Consider the following 18,615-nt stretch of genomic DNA (forward strand, 5'->3'; position numbering starts at 1 on the left):
GCGATTTTGCAGTGCGATCTGAATCGATCGGCTGCTCGAGGCGCTCATCCCACTTCCTTCGTCGTGGGTCCCTTTCGCGTCCAGTCGCAGTTGCAGATAAAGAGACTGAAGACCTTTCTCTTCAAACTCTTTGCCTAGCCCTGCGATTGACGCGAAAGGGGCCCCGCAACCCGAGACGTTAGTCCGGCGGGGTATGAGCGCATGAGCAGCCGATCGATTCAGATCGCACAGCAAAACCGTAGCACAGAAAAGCCGAAGGCGTGCAGGGTAGGGCAGTGGCCCACTCTGTTTTCGAGCACACGGTTTGGCAAAGCGAGGTGAAGCGCAAGGTGGTCGCGGGAGGTGTGGCGTCAGCGCACACCATCCGACATGTCTATCTTGGCTTCTGATAATGTTTAATAAAAAAACCATAAACTGTTTGCTATCTAAAAGCTTCTTCGAGGAGCTGAGCGAGCTGCTTTTTGTGGAGCGCGTAGGAGCCAGCAGCTGTTGCTGCACTGCGGCCTCTACCAACATAATTGACGCGCATGTTATTTAACTGGTCGTCGATATGCGCGCGGATGTACTCCCAAGCGCCCATGTTCTGGTGCTCTTCCTGCACCCAGAAGCACTCTTTAAACCCTTTATACTTTTCAACTAGTTGTTTGAGGCGCTCGCTGTTTAGTGGATATAACTGTTCGATGCGCACAAGTGCAACATCAAAAGCAGCTCTCTTTTCTCGTTCAGCGACTAGATCGTAGTAGACCTTACCAGAGCAGAGAATGAGCCGACGCGGATTTTTTGGATCTCGTGGATCATCGAGCATCTCCTCGAAGCCGCCTGCTGCAAAGTCATTTAGCGAGCTAACACACAGTGGATGGCGCAGTAGAGCCTTGGGAGTGAAGAGGATCAGCGGCTTCTGCACCTTGCGCTTTGCTTGACGACGGATAAGGTGGAAGAGCTGAGCTGGTGTTGTGACGTTTGCCACCTGCATGTTCTCCTCACCACAGAGCTGCAGAAACCTTTCGATTCTTCCGGATGAGTGCTCTGGCCCCTGCCCCTCATAGCCGTGAGGTAGAAAGAGTGTGAGGTTGCAGCCATGGTTCCACTTCTGCTCCGATGAGCTGAGAAACTGGTCGATGATCACCTGCGCGCCATTGGCGAAGTCGCCAAACTGCGCCTCCCAGATGGTAAGTGAGTTGGGATAGAAGAGGCTGTAGCCAAACTCAAATCCAAGCGTTGCAAACTCTGAAAGCGCAGAGTTGAAGAGGTCGAAGAGCGCTTGATCCTTTGAAAGATGCGAGAGTGGAAAGTACTTGTTAGAATTCTGATTGTCGATCCACATCCCATGCCGATGCGAGAAGGTCCCCCTGCGCACATCTTGACCTGAGATGCGGATATGAGTGCCCTCAACGAGAAGAGAGGCGTAAGCGAGATGCTCTCCCATTCCCCAGTCGATCTGCGGTTTTGTCGCGTCTGCCACCATAGCTAGTCGCTCTTGAAGTAGGCGTTTAACTTTAGGGTGAATATTGAACCCTTCGGGAACGGTGCAGAATGTTTTTGCAAGGGTTTGCGCCGCTTGAACAGAGATCTTTGTTTCTACCTTTTCAGATCCATTCTCCTTAGCAGGAGGCTGAACAGATTCCGAATCCGCTTTCTTCGGCACCATCTCGAGCGCTTTCTGAAGGCCCTCTTTGAACTCTTTTTCGAGGGAGTCGGCCTTTGTTTGATCGATGATCCCCTCTTGAATGAGCCGCTCTCGGTAGATCGAACGGATCGACTGCCTCTTCTGAATCTGCTGGTACTCTAGCGGCTGCGTAAAGGTGGGCTCATCGCTCTCATTATGTCCATATTTTCTGTAGCCGATGAGGTCGATGAAGACGTCGCATTCAAAAGTCTGACGGAGTGCAATTGCAAGTTTTGCAACTGCAACGCACGCTTCGGGATCTTCGGCATTGACGTGGAAAACGGGAGCTCCAAACGCCTTTGCAATATCTGTGCAGTAGCGCGTGGATCTACTATCTTTCGGGAGAGTGGTAAAGCCGATCTGGTTGTTGATGACGATATGGACAGTTCCGCTTGTGCCATAGCCATTTAGGCGGGAGAGCTGAATCGTCTCGTAGACAACGCCCTGTCCCGCAAGGGCTGCATCTCCGTGAACTAAAATAGGAACAACCGTCTTCCTCTTCGCCTTATCTCTTTTAAGCTCTTGAAGGGCACGCACGTGGCCTTCGACGATCGGATCGACAGCTTCCAGGTGGCTTGGGTTTGGAGTTAACGCGACATGCACCTCTTTGCCCGATTTTGTGCGCAGCTCGCCCTTAAATCCCCTGTGGTATTTCACGTCGCCTGTTCCCTCGAGTAGATCCGGCGTATAGTGATCCTCAAACTCATGGAAGATCATCGAGTAGGACTTGTTCAAGATGTTGGCTAGGACGTTTAAGCGGCCTCTGTGTGCCATCCCGACAACCGCCTCTTCTATCCCCTCTTCGGCCCCTTTTTCAATTAGGGCGAGCAGTAGGGGGATCATCGTCTCGGCGCCTTCTAGAGAGAAGCGCTTCTGTCCCACATATTTGGTGTGGATGAACGACTCAAAGATCTCGGCTTTATTCAAATGGTGGAGAATGTCGATTCTCTCTTCGGGAGTCAGGCGCAGCTCGAAGTTGGGCTCGATTCTCTGCTGAAGCCAACTCTCAACGGCGCTCTCGCCAAGATCCATATACTCGATGCCGATGGTGCGGCAGTAGGTGTTTGCAAGAGCTTCAACTATTTTTTTCAGCGGAGCCTCTTTCTCTTTTAAAAAGCCAGCTGTCGGGAAGGGTTTTTCCAGCTCCTCCTGTTTAAAACCCAGCTTCTGCAGGTCTAGCTCGGGAACCTGGGCGGGCTTTTCAGTCGCAAGAGGGTTAACGTGCGCCATTAAGTGCCCGTAAATGCGATAGGCGTTGATGAGAAGGTGGATGCGGAGGTCAGAGCTACCGGCGGCAGCAATGGTAGGCTGGCGCCCAAAGGAGGCAAACTGCATCCCATCGAAAAAGAGCTTCCAGGAGGGGTCTACACTTTTAGGGTCGCGCAGGTACTTTTCATAGAGCTCTTCAATCTCAGGAAGATTGGCTAAATTGGCAAATGAGAAGACGTCTTGGCTCATGGAAGTACCCCCATTCGGTATATAGCACACTCCCCCTTGTTTGTTAAAAGAATTTTTTACACTCTTTTATCTTTGTCAAAAAAGAGCAAAAACCATAAGAAGTATGCAAAATTGAAAATAACGAAAAGAGACGCGATGAACATTAAAAGCGAAAGATTGAAAAAACTTGAGACTGAGATTCAAGATCTCCAGCAGTGGCTCAAGCTCGGACTCGTCCCTAAAAAGGATATGGAGAAGCACAAAGAAGAGATCCGTGCGCTCCAAGATAGAATCGCCGAAGAGAAGGAGCGCCTCCGCTTCCTGAAAGAGAGCGGCGAGGTCGAAGAGTATGGCCCCCCAAAACGTCCCGCCCACGGCAGACCCGCCTTCCAAGAGGCTAGCATGCCCGACATGGAGATCGGAGATGAGGGAATGACAGAGGCTGGCCTCGAGATGGAGACCGAATCCTTCGAGATGGAGACTAGCTCGGGAGAAGAGACAGAGAGTGAAGCCGAAGGCGAAGAGGGCGAAGGCGCCGCAGCTGCTGCCCCCGTCGAAGAGGAAGAGGAAGAAGAGGATCCATTTTCAGACCGCAACCGCTGGAAGCGCGGCATTCTAGAAGACCCGGATTCCGGTGAGTGGTAAGAAGGGTATAAGCCTATATTTTCACATCCCGTTTTGCAGACGCAAGTGCCCCTACTGCCACTTCTATGTGTTGCCAGATAAGGAGGAGTATAAGGTAGAGCTCTTGCGCTCTCTCGAGCTCGAATGGAAGTGGAGGCTGCCTCAGCTTGTAGATTGCGAAATCACCTCCATCTACTTTGGAGGAGGAACCCCCTCTCTTTTTGGACCAAAGGCGATCGGCACCGTTCTAAATTGGATTAGAAGCTCCGTTAAGCTCTCACCTGCATGCGAAATCACAATAGAAGCAAATCCTGAAGATGGAGAGAAGCTCGCGGCTTTTGCTGAAGTCGGCATCAATAGGCTAAGCCTAGGGCTGCAGTCGCTCCACTCCCCCACCCTGCTTCTTCTGGGAAGGAACCACGCAAAAGAGGACGCCCTCTCCGCACTTTCATCTGCTAAACGCGCCGGCATCACCAACCTATCAGTCGACCTCATGTACGACACGCCCGAGCAGACTGTGAGCTCGCTTGAAGCGACCCTCCGCGAGTTAAGAGATCTGCCAATTACCCACCTCTCCCTCTACAATCTCACAATCGAGCCTGAGACGATCTTCTTTAAAAAACGAGCTCAGCTCGTCCCCCTCCTCCCCTCTCAAGATGAGAGCTTAAAACTCCTTCAGACAGCAGTTGCGCATCTAGAAGAGATGGGGCTTAAGCGGTATGAGATTTCGGCGTTCGCAAGAGAGGGGCAAGCCTCCGTCCACAACGTCGGCTACTGGACCGCCCGCCCCTTTTTAGGCTTTGGCCCCTCCGCCTTTAGCTATTGGGAGGGAAAGAGGTTTAGAAACATCGCCCACCTTCGCAAATATAGCCAGTTTTTACAGCAGGGCTCCTCTCCAGTCGATTTCGAAGAGAAGCTCACCTACCCCGACAATCTACTAGAACTGCTTGCAGTTGAGCTACGCCTCCTGCGAGGCGTCTCTCTTAGCGAGTTTCAGACTCGCCATGCTCCCCTGCCCCCTGACGCCCTGGCTAGGCTCTCTGAGCTCATGGCCAAGGGCTGGCTATCCCAGCAAGGGGATAGAATCCACCTCACAGAAGAGGGCATCCTCTTCTACGACTCGGTCGCCTCCGAAATTCTTTAGATCTAAACAGCTAACAATCAACGAATTACGGAATCACTCATTTAATGTTATTTAATTGAATTAAAATAGTTTTTATATTATAATAATTTCTATAAATTATTAATTAATATGGAATTATGACATCTCTTTCAGTTGATTTCAGCTCTTCAGTTTCAAAGATCTGCGGAAGTAGCAGCAAACAGGCTATGGTCTATGGGTTTGGCAACTGCCTCTATCTTAAAATCACAGCTCTTCTGCCCACATTCACTCAGATAAAAAAGGTCTTCGACTGGCGAATAGGCCAAGAGTACATTGTCGATGAGGAGTTGCTCGTCACCTGTGAAGGCAATGAACTTCCCCGCGTGTCTGTCGATTACGAACAGCGCGCAATATCTCGCGCCTGCAAAGCTGGTCTTACAAATCTAGTATTTGAAAACTACAGAAGACAGAAGATGGGACTTCCAATTATCCCCATCCTCTTTTGCATCGATGTAGATGGCAACAAGCACCCAATTTCTAGCGCTAGCATCACTTCAAAAGAAAAAACATTAAACGAGATCGTTACGCATTCAGAACTCAGAAGGGCCTATAAGCTCTGCCATACATTTGAAAACGAGGAGATAAGAAGAGTCGCTCAAGAGAGTTTTAAATTTGTAAAAGTAAAGGTGCACGCTAAATCAGGCAAAGGCGCTGAGTATGCACTTGAAGAGGCCGCAGCCCCTTGGAAGAGCTCCGACTGGGAGGGCAAGTGGGCCAAGAGAAAAAAACATGGTGGCAGCTCTAAATCTAACGACTTTCCCTGGAGAAAAGAGCTCACTAAACTCATCGACAAGTTCCACGACTCACTAGGAATACACTCATCGAAAAAAAGTGAACGCGAAGAGCGTAAAGAGAACGTCGAGCACAAAAAAGAAGGGAAAGAAGATCACAAAGCCGCTTCAAAAAAAGAAGAGGAAGAGAGAATCCGAATCCGTGAAGAAGAGATGTTCAAACTCGATACTGAATTTTAATATGACAGCAACAACCTTCACTCTCAACGCCTCTTCAGTTTCTAAGATTTGCGGCAGCAGCAAACAGGCGATGGTCTATGGCTTCCGCAGCTGTCATTACGGGAAAATTGCAAGACTTCTACCTTCATCTACCCAGATAAAAAAAGTCTTCGATTTCATGATAGGAACCGAAGAGATCGTATGCAGCGAGAAGCTCACAACTCTTGAAGGCAGCATTCTCACACGCATACCTGTCGATTATAGCGAAAGAGAGATGGCCCGTAGCTGTAAAGCCGGCCTCACCAACATTGTATTTGAAAACTACGCGAGAAAAAAGCTAGGCCTACCGCTCATTCCCATCCTCTTCTGCATCGATATCGACGGCAATAAGCATAAAGCCACGAGCGAGAGCTTAACCTCAAAAGAGAAGCAACTTAACGAGAAGTTCACCCACTCAGAAGTGCGAAGAGCTTTCAAACTCTGCCACACATTTGAAAACGAGGAGTTAAGAAAAGCGGCTCAAGAGAGCTTTAAATTTGTGAAAGTAAGTGTTAAAGAGGGCTCTGAACTCTCTCTTGAAGAGATCGCCGCACCCTGGAAGAGCTCCGACTGGGAGAGCGAGTGGGCCAAACGAAGAAAGCAGAGCGGCAGCTCCAAATCCAACGACCACCCCTGGAGAAAAGAGCTCGCTAAGCTCATTAAAAGATTCGACGCCTCGATAGACAAAACAGGCTCCAGCAAAAAGCCAGAGCTCGTGGAGTGCAAAGAAGAGCACAAAACCCCGAAAGAAAAAGTCGGGGCTTAGAGACTGTTAAAGACCATCCACAAATCCTTTCGGCTCTCTAAAAACGAACATTAAATCCCGTATAGAAAAAATGATCTTGGAAGAGCTCATTCCATTCAAAATCATAGCTCGCCTCGATCCCGTATCTCTTATAAAGGGTGAATAAAAGATCAATGCCAGCTAGAGCCGTGTTACGTCCAGCACCTTTGATTCCAATAGAAGAAATGGGGCCGGCCACGCTTATTGGAGTAAAATGCAAAGAGCGATGCTTATCTAAATATTCCCTTTGCCAGCCCAAATTAATTTCCGGTGTGAAAACAAGGTTAGTGCTTTCCCAACTATAGTTAATTCTTGTACCTAAGGTGGAGCGCAGAGATTTTGCTTTTTGCTGCCTAAACGACAAATCAGAATCGCCAGCACCATGTTCTTTATAGTCATCTACTTGAAGATGGATGTACTGAAGATTTGCAAGAGGAATTACCTCTAACTTCTTCGGCATTTTTTTGATCTGTCTATGTGCTAAAGCATACTCTACTCCAAAGAGAAGATCATACTCGTTTCCGTGCGGACTACCTTCAGCGGTATTAGAGGAGTTCACATTACGACGGATATCGTACCATTCATAACTACCTCCGACGATACCGTTAAAGGCAAGCTCTGGCAGGCGGGATGGGGCATAGGTAGCATAGAGACTAGCGTGCGCTTCATCAATATCGAACTTCCCCCAATGATGGTCGACATCGGCATGGATTTTCTCATAATCGGCGAGCAATCCTACTCCTACTTGAGAAAAGGCATAGTCGAAGCCGACAAGAGCACCCGCCGACCAGTAATCAAATCCCGGTTGTTTATGTCTAGATTGCACATCGCCGATGGTGCCAAGTGGTCCTGCATAAAAGTTCCAGCGTCTTTCTTGCGTAGGAGAGACAATAACACGTCTTAGCTGCTCTTGCTTTTCTGGGACTTGCGGATTTAAGACGATCTCATTTTTATTCGAAGCCAAAAGGACGCCCTGATCCCATTTGGAAGAAAGAGCTACAGGTTCGCTGGACTCTTTATTGCTCCTGAAACGCTTACGCAATCTCTCCATCTCTATTTCCAAATGGATGTTGATATGGTTCACCGATGAAAAAATTGTTTGTTGAAAGCCACCAACATAGGATGACAACGAAGAACTTGCTGAAGTTGGACGTAGACCAAAGAAAAGTTGAACGCTATTTGGAAGATACGAGACCATCGGTATGAAAGAATCGGGAAGGTTTACACCCTGCACATCGGAAAAGGTCCCCGAAATACTAGAACTAGAAGTAGTGAGAATTGTCAGTTTTTCTCCAAGCGGGACGTTGAAACCAGGCGATGCCACGACTTTTAGTTTCCCGTTAAGCGTTGCACTACCTGCGCTGATAGAGCTAAATGAAGAGCTGGTCGCAACGTCTACGGTGTATGTTCCACTCGAAGTTTGTTGATATAAATTGGTAACTGTCAGCAGGCCTAAGCCAGGACTTACATTCCCAGAGTTTAATATTGCACTAGCAGTACCGTTACCGGTAAGGGTCCCTGCAGAATTTATGGTGAAGAAGCTGGGGATGAAGTTGTCCAAAATAAAGGTCCCTTCATTGACAATGATATCGCCGTTGTATGAGTTTGCATTTTGTAATTGAAGCTTAAAACTCCCCGTGCCTGTTTTGTTTAGCGTACCCCCGTTATTGGTGCTATCGAAACCCGCAACAAAAAACTGCTCAGTAAGGCTATCGCTAACATTGACTGTTGTTGTACTGCCGGTCATCAGATAAAAGTCTTGCCCATCGGCGTCACCATTTCCCGCTGAACTTGCGCCGCTAGTGCCTCCAGTGCCACCGGTGACCGTGTTATTATTTAGGGTAAGTCCATTGGTAGTTAACGTTCCGCCCTGTCTTACAAAAACAGCCCCGCCAAATCCCGCACCACCGCCGCCTGCACCAGAGACATTCGGAATGACACTTGCTGCCGTTCCATCACCACCGCCACTACCACCGGGCCCAGCTAATCCTTGGACTCCACCTGAAAAACCGGCACCACCACCTCCTCCTCCAAAACCGCCCGCTCCGCCGTTGCCACCTTGAACTGCCAGTAATGCGTTAAAATTACTAGCGCCACCACCTCCACCACCACCGAAGCCTCCAGCTCCTCCACTTCCACATGCCCCACCGCCAAGGTCTACAGCGCCGCCACCTCCGCCGCCACCAAAGTCTCCACCTGGCCCTCCGTCACCACCAACCCCAGATGGATTAGAAGCACCGCCACCGCCGCCGCCTCCACCAAAATCTCCACCCGCACCGCCAACTCCGCCATTGTCGGCATCAAAAGCACCGCCGCCGCCGCCACTAAACACTCCTCCCGCACCACCATTTACTGTTCCGAGAGTCGTACCACCGGCACCAGGGCTTGGACCACCACCATTGGTGCCATCCGTAGAATTCATTGAATCAACCCCCGGGTCATTGAATCCCCCTCCCCCTGTTCCGCCTTTCGGCGCTCCTCCAGCTCCTGGTAGCAAAAAAGCCGAACCACCACTTCCATCTACCCCAAATCCACCACCACCAGCACCAGCATTGGTAGCTGTGACGCCGCCTCTCTCAAAAACAATCCCACCACTCGCTAGATTAAATCCGCCACCGCCTCCTCCTCCTTTAATGAAGCCAGCAGCATTACCATCACCGCCATTACCCCCTACGGCCGCGTTACTATCAAAGATGAAATTAGATATCTCAACATCAGCACCGCTGTTTACAAATAAAGCTCCTCCCGCTCCCAGGGCACCTCCCGCATTATTGCCACCTGGAGGAATGACAGGTAAGTTAGCAGTACCACCCTGGCTCAATCCATTTTGAACCGTTAGATTATTCAAAACGATGGGGTTTGCCACTGTGCTATGATTAACGAAAAAAACTTGGCCATTAGATTGCGCATCGATCGTTACACCCGATCCACCTTCGATAGTATATGAGATGACGGTAGAAATGGGATCGATAATAGGTAGAGACCCTCCGAGAGAAACAGTAGGCACTGAAAAATCGATAATGTTGTCACCTGCCGTATTGTTCGCTTGGTCGATCGCCCAGCTCAGACTTCCCACATCCAATACGCCGCCGTCAAATTGATGATCAACGGTAATAAATGTTGCAGCCTGCAAAGAGAGAGAGAAACAACAAAAAGAGGCTGTAAAAAAGCAGATGCTCGATCTCGCAAATCGAGCAGTTGTGATCTCTCTATGAAAACCTTTAGGAAATTGTTTCTTCTTTAGCATCGCAGTTCTCCCGTGAGTTCTTTTTTAAAAACTCACTTTCAAACAACAAAAAATTTATCTCAAGCCTAAACACTTTTACTAAAATTGTGGCAGGTGCAATCAACTACAATTGAACTGCCCCTCGCCGCAATCTCGGCTCTTCAGGACCGAGTCTAGGCGGGATTCATATTCTCTTTTATCCTTAAGCCGAAGAGAATCTCCTTTCTTTAGGAAGGAGTTCTTTAATTTTCATGCGCTTAATTTGAGAAGAAGAGGAAGATGGCGGGCTTTTTTGTAAGGTCGGGAAGGGGCTTCTTCTTCCAGACGGAAACAGGCTGGGTGATGACGGTCTCGGTGGGAAGTGTCAGATCCCAGGCAACGGAGAGGAGCGTCTTATCGCTGAGGTGTTGAAGCAGCTGCCCGAGAAGCTTGGGACTCCGGTAGGGGGCTTCGATACAGAGCTGAGTCTCTTTTTCTTGAGCTGAGAGCTTTTCTAAAGCGCGGATCTGGCGCGAGAGCTTCTCCTCTTCACGCTCGAGATAACCGTGGAAGGTAAACTTTTGTCCTGAGAGGCCTGAGAGCATGAGGGCGAGCGTAATAGATGAGGGGCCGACGAAGGCTTGTATAGGCAGGTTCATCTGGCGCGCGCGAAGGACGAGGTCTGCTCCAGGGTCTGCGAGGCATGGAAGACCGCAATCGGAAACAAGTCCCCACCTCTCACCCTTTTTAAGAAGCGATAGGAGCTCATCGAGCTCTTCTTTGGTTGTGTGTTCGCTTAGAACTCGGATGGGCATCTTCTGAGGTGCAACTCCAAAGAGCTTCAAATAGGCTCTACCCCCCTTTTCACTCTCGGCTATCAATCCTTGAATTGTCCTTACAGCCTCTCCTACGCTAGCTGGAAGCAGCTGAGCTACAGAGGTCGTCTCATCTAGAAGATTTGGAAGGAGGAGAAGCATGCTTTGCCTTCAAGTAGGTGATTTTTGAGATCAGCATATCCCAGAGGAGTTCTGCTGATGGGGGCTGGTTTTTTGCATCGAGTTCAATTTCAAAGGTCAAAACTTGCGCCTGAGCAAAAAAGTCGAGCTGCCTGCGTCTTGCTACAGCATAACAACGATCGAAGGCCTGGGGCCTAAGCGCTGGAAAGTGGCCTGCGATCTCACTCGGCGAGCAGCCTTTTGCAATTAACGAGCTCAGGCGAAGGCCGATATCCAGCTGATTGCGCAAAAATGATGTCATGGCAATGAGTGCAGATAGATCTTCAATGGGCTGTCGAGGCAGAGGCTCTTCTTCCCAAACGAGGCTCTCTGCGAGCTTCCAGAGACCTGCCGATTGAGCCTTTGCGGTCATCGTCTGCACATCAGAGAGAGTGATGCTCTTGCGCTCTCCGACAAAAGTGATCAGCTTAAAGAGCTCTTGGGTGAGCACTCCTCTCTCCACTCCCTGGCTATCGATAAGAAGAAGAGCGGCATCTTCAAAAAGGGTCTTCTTCTCCGCAGCAGCTTCCGAGACGAGCCACTCTTTCACTCGCTTCTTCTTCTCCCAAGGCTTCTCACCGCTCATATCGAGCAGAATTAGCTCTTTTTTTGCCTGCTGGTAGAAGCCTGCTTGGGCAGGAAGTTGAGAAGCTCCCATGATCAGATAGACGAAAGGAGCTGGCTTCTCCAGGTAGAGTGAGAGCCTCTCCATCTCAGCTTTTTTTAACTGCTCAACACCATCGAGAATAAGAACCCAGTGGCTTCCAAAAAGGGGCCTGCTTTCAAGCAGTTCAAAGCAGCTTTCAAAGCTCTGCTTCTCATCTAATCGAAAGGTGCGCTGCTCTCCCCCTCCATTCATCGCAAGAGTTGCGACTTTTTCAAGCAGATCCATACGCTCTACTGCATCGGGACAGACAACCATGTAGGCCAGGGAGAGGTTCCCAGGAAAGGCCTCTTTTAAGTGCTTCTCGAATGCACTAGCGCTCTGGTATTTCAAGACTTCCCCCACTCAAATGTTACGATCTGCTCCAAATCTGGATGGAGACTGGCGTGCACAGGACACTCGGTGGCGGCTTTTTCTAGCTGTTTTTGCACCTCTGCATCAAATTTGTGAGGCGAGGTGAAGTTGAGTGTGATCTTGCCGATCCTTCTCGGGCCGCTCTTCATCTCCTTCGAGACATTGACCTTGGTTCCAGTGAGATCTAAGTTGTGGCGCTTCGCATAGATGCCCATGATTGTGAGGATGCAAGAGCCGAGAGCCACTCCTATGAGGTCTGTTGGAGAGAAGAACTCCCCTTTTCCCTGGTTGTCCTTCGGCGCATCTGTACGGAGGGCCTCGCCGCTCTCTTCATGCACGCAGCGCGTCCGCAAACCACCCTCGTAGACGATTTCAACCTCTGTCATTTTCAACTCCTCTGCTTTAAAAGAATGGTATACTCCAGAGAGATCTCTATTGGCAAAGTAAAGTAAATTATTGACACCTAGCCGTTTTGCGACATAGAATCTAAAGAAAAGAGAAAAAACTATGTTTGGCAAATTCAAAAAAACCGCAAAAAAACTTATTGGCCGCACTGCAGCACCTAAAAAAGCAGAGCCTAAAAAAGCAGCTCCAAAAGCGAAGCCTGCAGCTGCTCCAAAAGAAGAGGCTCCACCTACCTTTGAACGAGTAAAACCCTTTGCTCCCGGCAGAATCATGACCGCCGAGGGGTGGAGGCGTCTTATGCTGAAAAAGCAGAAGTAATTGGTATTATTCTCCCCTTTTTGCTATGCTCTTGCACACTATTTATTTTAATTGTGGGAGATCGTGCTTATGAAAAACCTAAAGGGCAAAAAGGCTTTTATCGCAGGAATCGGTGACGACCAGGGATATGGCTGGGCCATCGCTAAAGAGCTAGCAGAGCAGGGCGCTGAGATCATCATCGGCACATGGACTCCCCTCCTAAGAATTTTTACCACAGCTTGGTCTCAAGGCAAATTCGACGAATCGCGCATGCTATCAAGCGGGAAGATGATGGAGTATTCTAAGCTCTACGCTCTCGATGCCGCATTTGACAAGCCTGAAGACGTTCCTCAAGATATCCGTGAAAACAAGCGCTATCAGGACGCCTCAAACTACACGATCTCAGAAGTGGCTGCAGCTGTAGCAAAAGACTTCGGCAAGATCGATATTCTCGTTCACGCTCTTGCGAACGCACCAGAAGTAAAGAAGCCCCTCATGGAGACCTCTAGAGCGGGCTACCTCTCTGCAATGAGCTCCTCATCCTACTCTTTTGTTAGCCTCGTGGCCCACTTCGGTCCCCACATGGCTGAAGGCGGCTCTGCACTTTCACTCACCTACATCGCCTCTGAGCGCGTCGTGCCTGGATATGGCGGCGGCATGAGCTCGGCAAAAGCTGCTCTTGAGAGCGACACACGCGTGCTCGCGTGGGAAGCTGGCCGCAAGTGGAACCTCCGAGTTAATACAATCTCCGCAGGACCTCTGCGCAGCCGCGCTGCAAAAGCGATCGGCTTCATTGAAAAGATGATCGACTATTCGCGCGCGAACGCTCCTCTTGTAAAAGAGATGCTCGCCGAAGAGGTCGGTGCGAGTGCTGCATTCCTAGTCTCCCCTGCTGCGTCTGCAATCACCGGTGTAACACTCTACGTGGATAACGGAATGCACGCGATGGGCATCTCCGTCGACAGCCCCACCCTCCTCTAAGAATAGAGAAGGAAAAGAAGAAGAAAAGATCGGGCACCGGCACGGGCACGCACACGTTCACGAAAGAAAAAGAAAGAGAGAGTCTACTCTTCTTCTCTCTTTCGTAAACGAGACCGTGTGCGTGCCCGTGCCTGCTCCTCTCTTCCCGATGCCCTTTCTCTCTTTCGTGAACGTGTGCGTGCCCGTGCCGGTGCCCGATCTTCTCTCTCACTTTAAATAAGCTTCATGCTATTTTGAGCAAAAAACATTCAGGAGTCTATTTATGCGCAAATTTGGTTTAGTTCTGATTGCGATCTGTTTTTCTCTAGTTGCGTATGCAGATGCGCCATCTAAAGCCCCTGCCAATCCACCAGCTCTTGCTCCAACAAAGCAGCCTCCAGTTCCAGGTCAACCTACAGTGCCATCCTTGGATCAGACTCCGGATGAAACCATTCCAGAAACACCGACATATGAGTATGCCCTCGGAAAGATGCTGCTCACCCTGCTCGGCTTAATCGTCTTGATTATTCTGACAGTCTGGATGCTGAAGAAGCTGGGTTCTGGCAAAGCTGGGAGCGCATCTGGTCAGTCGATTAAAATCCTCGAAAGACGCCCCCTAAGCCAGAAGTCTGTTCTCTACCTCATCGAAGTTCAAGGAAAGCAGGTTCTTATCGCAGAGTCGCAGCTGGAAGTGCGCAGACTCGCAGACATCGAACTCCCTCCAGAACTCGACTAACCCCCTTAAAAAACTCTTTTTTGGAGTGCGGCGACTCGGCGCCGCTTTTCTTAAAATCGACCTGTCGATTTTTTCTAGCAAGAACGCTTCTTATCATATTTATTTGAAATTAAGAGAGATCGCCGAGGCGATCTCGAGAAAAGCGGCGCCGAGTCGCCGCACTCCAAAAAAAGCTTCGGACAGGCTAGGTTTTTTTGAAGGTGGAGAAGAGCTCTTGGATGCCATAGAAGGGCAAGATGGTAAAGAAGGCGAGCGTCAGAACAAAAAAGATGTAGCTGAGGACGATAAAGAGTCCATCCTCCTCCATGATGCCAATTGAAACGAGCGCTGTTGTAAGCCCTGGCAGAAAGTTGGTGCCAGGCGGGAGCGGCAGAGCTAGAAAAAAGCCGCATACAGCGAGCATCACCCCGTGTAAAATTTGAAGATGCGGATGTCTCACAAGAAACTTCCCGCGCGGCTTTATTAGCTTCTCAGCGCGTTTCATCACCCTTGCAGCTGTGCGAAACCCTTTTGCTAAGGTCGCACCGCTCATCTTGCGTTTTAAAAGAAAACGAGGAAACCAGAGAGACGTTCCCTTAGCAATTCTGATTCCATTGAAACAGATGAAGATACCGAAAAGGATTGAAAGACCTGGAATGGGAACAAAGAGAACAAAGGGAAGTGAGAGAACCAGCGTGATTAGCGCCTGAGTCCGGGTATGCAGAAGCCCCACAAGCTCTTTTAAAGTGAGATCCTTCTCTTGGCAGGTGTGCGCTAAGTGGTGAAACTCAACAGATAATCGATGGTTCATATCTCAGTGGGATATACACCGAAGAGCTCGATTTGTCTAACAATTAATAAATTACGCCTTCTGCTCTGCGCTCGAATTTATTTCGTTCGGTTCCATCAGCTGAACGGATCTTTTCAGTGGTATGCTGGGAGGGCATAAAACACAAGGCCATAAAGAAGACCTTGTCTTTGAGCGGTATAGCTAAGGCTTGTTTATACTCCTCACTTTCACCCCCATAAATTCTTTTTGCTTCGGCTGGATAGCGAAAATCCTGTTTATGTGTCGCGCCATTAAAAAGAAGCCTTTGTGCCGCAACGATAATCTTCCTTCCATCATATTGAGAGAAAAAACCGACAAGCGCCCCTGTCTGATTCATTAAAAAGAAGAGAGGAGCAACAAGAATATGGCGCACAGTAGGCCAGGCTTCATTAACCACCTCTTCCGCAAGATGAGGCAGAAAACCCACGAGAGCTGAGCCTAGCCCTTCACTGTAGTAGTCCCGATTGAGAAGGCTGATCGTGTTGAATAGCGCTTCGGCAACATTATAGACCAGGCGAACGAGTGCAAACATGAAGTCGCCTGCACAATATAATGGATTAAAGATAAAGATAAGTGAGCTCTTTAAAACAATCATCGGCTCCCCATCTTTAAAAGAGTAGAGATCCCCCGTGTGACAATCTTCTAGATACTTTAGCACAAGCTCTCTGCTTCCATCTGAATTTGTCTTTGTCCCTGAGAGCAGAACTCTATCGCCATTTGCATCAAGCTTGTAAAAGTCGACCTCCTTCCAATGGGGAGCATCGCCCACGATGCAGCTAGGAAGACAGGATGTAATAGGGAGGCTACAGCAGCTCATCTTTATCACCTAAAATTAAATAAACTTGACGTCTATTTTACATTAAAAGATGATATTTGACTCAATAAAAAAATCAATTAACAAAACTAGCTCGCAAAAACCACTTTAAAATACTAATAATAATTTTAATTATTATTTTTTAGAAGCAGAATTGTTATAATTGACGCACTATGACTACTACTGCATTAGCACCTATTCAAGCTCCAGTTGTACTACCAGCTGCTCGTTATGAGTGCCCTCCGGGCCCTTCAGAGCCCTGGGAAGAGACAGCTTGGAGAGTTGGGACCTTCGTTTTAAGGACGCTGCTCGTCCTTCCGCTCTTGCACGACATCGCGCAATCCGCAGTTCACTGGGTCGCTGGCAAGTTTGTTCTCATGACCTCCTTTAACATGGACACTTTTAGAGTTGTGCTGACAGTTTTCGCTATTCTCTTCAGTCCGCTGGTTGCACCTGTTGAGATTTTTCTCTACTTTGCTTTTAATTTTCAGAACCATTGGGCGCTGGATCTACTATTTACCCTCATCTGTACAGCTCTCATTCTTCCAGTAATTGTGGTATGGGGAGCAAACATCTTTATGCTTGTTTCTGCAGGACCATTTTTTGGAGGTTCAACTGATAGAAGCGCGAAGAGAGATGACGTTTTTTCTCAGGTTCAGAACAAGGGATTGGGAAGCATCCAGAGACTCACACTCGTCACTCAAGATGGGTGCACTCTTGACGGGGCGCTCTTTATTCCAAACGGTGCGCGAAGAGACCGTCTTCTTATTCACACAGGAGGCAATGCCGTCTATTACGAGTACGCTTTAGTACGTTACGTAAATGAGGCACTAGCGTTAGGGGTCCCCACACTCTCTTTTAATCCGCGCGGCAGCGGCGACAGCACAGGCTCTCCTTCCGCTGAAGGGCTTGCCCAAGACGCCTACACCGCCTTTCGTTATGGAATGGATGTGATGCGCATTCAACCAAGACATATTCTTCTTCACGGAATGTCGTTAGGAGCTTCATACGGAACTCTCGCTGCTGCGCGCATTCAAGCAGAGAATCCTACAGAGCCAGTTGGCATCGTCCACGAGCGCTCGTTCTGCAAGCTGGACACTACCGTACAATACTTCTGGGGTGATGGAGTCATCGCCTCCGCAGCAGCAGCAGGGATCCGCTGGACGGGATGGGCTGGGCTAAACAATACGGAAGCATTTGCAAGCTTAAAAGGCCGAAGGCTTATTATATCTCGTCCTGAAGGCAACGATGAGGTAATCCACCATTTTGCCTCGATGAAGTTCGCTTCTACAGCAATGAGAATAGACCAAGATCAGTCGCTAATTGATTATCTGGACCTCGTATTTGTTAAAAACGAGGGGGAACAACGAGCACACAGCGCCCCTTTAACCGGAGTAGAACAGCTCCTTCTTAGCCTGACAAAACGGATATTCCTACAACTTACCTAAAAAGTCGCAGATCTGCTGCTGAGTGTAGAGAAGGTGCTCCTCTGTGTGCGCGCTCGAGACGAAGCAGGTCTCGTAGGCCGATGGCGAGAGGTAGATCCCCCGTTCAAAGAGGAAGGAGAAGAAGCGTCTGAACTGCGCATGGTCTAGCGTTTTGAGATCCTCTTTTGAAGAGACGCTCTTCACTCCAAAAAACAAAGAGAACATCGAGCCTCTTTGAGCGAGGTAAACATTGATGTTCTTCTTCCGGATGAGCTCTGCAATTGGGTCCGTTAGAAGGCGGGTCTTTCTTTCGAGCTCCTGATAGAAACCCGGCTTTTCAAGTTCGTTTAATACAGCAAGACCTGCGGCCATCGCTACTGGATTCCCCGAGAGGGTTCCGGCTTGATAGACGTCGCCGAGTGGCGCAAGCCTGTCCATGATCTCTCTTCTTCCTCCAAATGCCGCGGCAGGAAAGCCGCCTCCGATGATCTTCGCAAGGCAGGTGAGGTCGGGCTGGATGCCTGAGGCTTCTTGCACTCCGCCGAGTCCCACTCTAAAACCGGTGACTACCTCGTCGAAGATGAGAAGAGCCCCGCTCTTTCTCGTCTCTTCGCGTAGCATCTGCAGAAATTCGATGGTAGCAGGCACAAGGCCCATGTTGGCGGCAATCGGCTCTAGAATAACGGCCGCGACATTGCAGTTTTCGGAGAGGAACTTGCGGACGGAGTAGAGGTCGTTATAGCGGAGGGAGCGGGTAAAGCGAACCATCTCTACGGGCACTCCGGCAGAGCCAGGTGGAAGATAGCTCACTCCTGAGCCTGCACCGATGAGGAGGTGGTCGGCGTGCCCGTGGTAGTTACCATCAAACTTTACGATGAGATCTTTTCCTGTGTATCCGCGCGCGAGGCGCAGGGCGCTCATTGTCGCTTCGGTTCCCGAAGAGACGAAGCGGAGCTTTTCTATTGAAGGAAGGTGGGTTGTGATCTGGGTAGCAAAGCGCTCTTCGATGGCGGTTGTAATTCCAAATGAGGAGCCTAGGCTGATCTGCGAGATTGCAGCTTTTGCAACTTCCGCGTGGACATGCCCCAAGATTAGAGAGCCCCAGCTGCTGCAGAAGTCGATGTAGCTTCGCTCATCTTCGTCCCAGATCCTATCGCCCAATCCGCGCTGGACGACGAGCGGGGTCATTTCCAGGCCGAAGAAGGCGCGCACGGGAGAGTTCACCCCTCCTGGCATCACTTTGCAGGCGCGTTCAAAGAGGGCTTCGCTTTTTTTTCTTGCAGTCATG

Annotated in this window: 16 protein-coding genes; 8 read left to right on the forward strand and 8 right to left on the reverse strand. The window is 49.5% G+C overall.

Going from position 1 to position 18,615, the window contains the following annotated elements; genetic code table 11:
- Positions 1–421: 421 nt before the first annotated feature.
- Positions 422–3,124, reverse strand: coding sequence for a 2-oxoglutarate dehydrogenase E1 component (locus HYX48_05550; GenBank protein ID MBI2743364.1), 2,703 nt, complete (start codon positions 3,122–3,124; stop codon positions 422–424).
- Positions 3,125–3,265: 141 nt separating this feature from the next.
- Between HYX48_05550 and HYX48_05555 the strand changes: the two genes are divergently transcribed.
- From HYX48_05555 to HYX48_05570, 4 genes are all read left to right on the forward strand, one after another.
- A complete protein-coding gene (locus tag HYX48_05555; GenBank protein MBI2743365.1) occupies positions 3,266–3,748 on the forward strand; it encodes a hypothetical protein in 483 nt (160 codons plus the stop codon).
- Positions 3,732–4,871, forward strand: a complete 1,140-nt coding sequence (gene hemW / locus HYX48_05560; GenBank protein ID MBI2743366.1) for a radical SAM family heme chaperone HemW — start codon at positions 3,732–3,734, stop codon at positions 4,869–4,871. The genes HYX48_05555 and hemW overlap by 17 nt, the downstream gene beginning before the upstream one ends.
- A 116-nt stretch (positions 4,872–4,987) precedes the next feature.
- Positions 4,988–5,860, forward strand: coding sequence for a hypothetical protein (locus HYX48_05565; GenBank protein MBI2743367.1), 873 nt, complete (start codon positions 4,988–4,990; stop codon positions 5,858–5,860).
- A gap of 1 nt (position 5,861) precedes the next feature.
- A complete protein-coding gene (locus tag HYX48_05570; GenBank protein ID MBI2743368.1) occupies positions 5,862–6,644 on the forward strand; it encodes a hypothetical protein in 783 nt (260 codons plus the stop codon).
- A 37-nt stretch (positions 6,645–6,681) separates the two neighbouring features.
- On the opposite strand, the gene HYX48_05575 is transcribed toward HYX48_05570, so the two are convergent.
- The 4 genes from HYX48_05575 to HYX48_05590 form a co-directional block, all read right to left on the reverse strand.
- On the reverse strand, positions 6,682–9,909 hold the full coding sequence (locus HYX48_05575; GenBank protein MBI2743369.1) for an autotransporter outer membrane beta-barrel domain-containing protein: 3,228 nt from the start codon (positions 9,907–9,909) through the stop codon (positions 6,682–6,684).
- Positions 9,910–10,145: 236 nt separating this feature from the next.
- Positions 10,146–10,844 carry an SAM-dependent methyltransferase gene (locus tag HYX48_05580; GenBank protein ID MBI2743370.1) on the reverse strand — a complete coding sequence of 233 codons (699 nt, stop codon included), beginning with the start codon at positions 10,842–10,844 and terminating at the stop codon, positions 10,146–10,148.
- Positions 10,813–11,859, reverse strand: coding sequence for a hypothetical protein (locus HYX48_05585; protein MBI2743371.1), 1,047 nt, complete (start codon positions 11,857–11,859; stop codon positions 10,813–10,815). Before HYX48_05585 ends, HYX48_05580 begins: the two co-directional genes overlap by 32 nt.
- Positions 11,856–12,266 (reverse strand): OsmC family protein, encoded by a 411-nt coding sequence (locus HYX48_05590; GenBank protein MBI2743372.1) that lies wholly within the window; start codon positions 12,264–12,266, stop codon positions 11,856–11,858. The genes HYX48_05585 and HYX48_05590 overlap by 4 nt, the downstream gene beginning before the upstream one ends.
- 121 nt (positions 12,267–12,387) lie before the next feature.
- Between HYX48_05590 and HYX48_05595 the strand changes: the two genes are divergently transcribed.
- From HYX48_05595 to HYX48_05605, 3 genes are all read left to right on the forward strand, one after another.
- Entirely contained in the window at positions 12,388–12,603 is a 216-nt protein-coding gene (locus HYX48_05595) for a hypothetical protein (GenBank protein MBI2743373.1), read from the forward strand.
- Between the two features lie 63 nt (positions 12,604–12,666).
- Positions 12,667–13,563 carry an enoyl-[acyl-carrier-protein] reductase gene (locus tag HYX48_05600; GenBank protein MBI2743374.1) on the forward strand — a complete coding sequence of 299 codons (897 nt, stop codon included), beginning with the start codon at positions 12,667–12,669 and terminating at the stop codon, positions 13,561–13,563.
- A gap of 262 nt (positions 13,564–13,825) precedes the next feature.
- On the forward strand, positions 13,826–14,278 hold the full coding sequence (locus tag HYX48_05605) for a flagellar biosynthetic protein FliO (protein MBI2743375.1): 453 nt from the start codon (positions 13,826–13,828) through the stop codon (positions 14,276–14,278).
- A 184-nt stretch (positions 14,279–14,462) separates the two neighbouring features.
- On the opposite strand, the gene HYX48_05610 is transcribed toward HYX48_05605, so the two are convergent.
- The gene (locus HYX48_05610) at positions 14,463–15,068 is read right to left on the reverse strand and encodes an exopolysaccharide biosynthesis protein (GenBank protein ID MBI2743376.1); all 606 of its coding nucleotides are present in this window, start codon (positions 15,066–15,068) and stop codon (positions 14,463–14,465) included.
- 43 nt (positions 15,069–15,111) lie between these two features.
- Positions 15,112–15,903: a hypothetical protein gene (locus tag HYX48_05615; GenBank protein ID MBI2743377.1), complete on the reverse strand. Its 792-nt coding sequence runs from the start codon at positions 15,901–15,903 to the stop codon at positions 15,112–15,114.
- A 170-nt stretch (positions 15,904–16,073) separates the two neighbouring features.
- Here HYX48_05615 and HYX48_05620 point away from each other — a divergent pair, with 170 nt between their 5' ends.
- Entirely contained in the window at positions 16,074–17,348 is a 1,275-nt protein-coding gene (locus HYX48_05620; GenBank protein ID MBI2743378.1) for a hypothetical protein, read from the forward strand.
- On the opposite strand, the gene hemL is transcribed toward HYX48_05620, so the two are convergent.
- Positions 17,334–18,614 (reverse strand): glutamate-1-semialdehyde 2,1-aminomutase, encoded by a 1,281-nt coding sequence (gene hemL / locus HYX48_05625; GenBank protein MBI2743379.1) that lies wholly within the window; start codon positions 18,612–18,614, stop codon positions 17,334–17,336. The two genes, HYX48_05620 and hemL, sit on opposite strands and share 15 nt — an antisense overlap.
- Position 18,615 lies beyond the last annotated feature (1 nt).

The sequence above is a fragment of the Chlamydiales bacterium genome, assembly GCA_016185065.1.
Classification (GTDB): Bacteria; Chlamydiota; Chlamydiia; order Chlamydiales; family Rhabdochlamydiaceae.

What these genes read in the sequence shown, in the direction of transcription:
- HYX48_05550 (MBI2743364.1), bottom strand. Translation starts at nt 3,124, where the DNA reads ATGAGCCAAGACGTCTTCTCATTTGCCAATTTAGCCAATCTTCCTGAG.
- HYX48_05565 (MBI2743367.1), top strand. Translation starts at nt 4,988, where the DNA reads ATGACATCTCTTTCAGTTGATTTCAGCTCTTCAGTTTCAAAGATCTGC.
- HYX48_05570 (MBI2743368.1), top strand. Translation starts at nt 5,862, where the DNA reads ATGACAGCAACAACCTTCACTCTCAACGCCTCTTCAGTTTCTAAGATT.
- HYX48_05575 (MBI2743369.1), bottom strand. Translation starts at nt 9,909, where the DNA reads ATGCTAAAGAAGAAACAATTTCCTAAAGGTTTTCATAGAGAGATCACA.
- HYX48_05580 (MBI2743370.1), bottom strand. Translation starts at nt 10,844, where the DNA reads ATGCTTCTCCTCCTTCCAAATCTTCTAGATGAGACGACCTCTGTAGCT.
- HYX48_05590 (MBI2743372.1), bottom strand. Translation starts at nt 12,266, where the DNA reads ATGACAGAGGTTGAAATCGTCTACGAGGGTGGTTTGCGGACGCGCTGC.
- HYX48_05595 (MBI2743373.1), top strand. Translation starts at nt 12,388, where the DNA reads ATGTTTGGCAAATTCAAAAAAACCGCAAAAAAACTTATTGGCCGCACT.
- HYX48_05605 (MBI2743375.1), top strand. Translation starts at nt 13,826, where the DNA reads ATGCGCAAATTTGGTTTAGTTCTGATTGCGATCTGTTTTTCTCTAGTT.
- HYX48_05610 (MBI2743376.1), bottom strand. Translation starts at nt 15,068, where the DNA reads ATGAACCATCGATTATCTGTTGAGTTTCACCACTTAGCGCACACCTGC.
- HYX48_05615 (MBI2743377.1), bottom strand. Translation starts at nt 15,903, where the DNA reads ATGAGCTGCTGTAGCCTCCCTATTACATCCTGTCTTCCTAGCTGCATC.
- HYX48_05620 (MBI2743378.1), top strand. Translation starts at nt 16,074, where the DNA reads ATGACTACTACTGCATTAGCACCTATTCAAGCTCCAGTTGTACTACCA.
- hemL (MBI2743379.1), bottom strand. Translation starts at nt 18,614, where the DNA reads ATGACTGCAAGAAAAAAAAGCGAAGCCCTCTTTGAACGCGCCTGCAAA.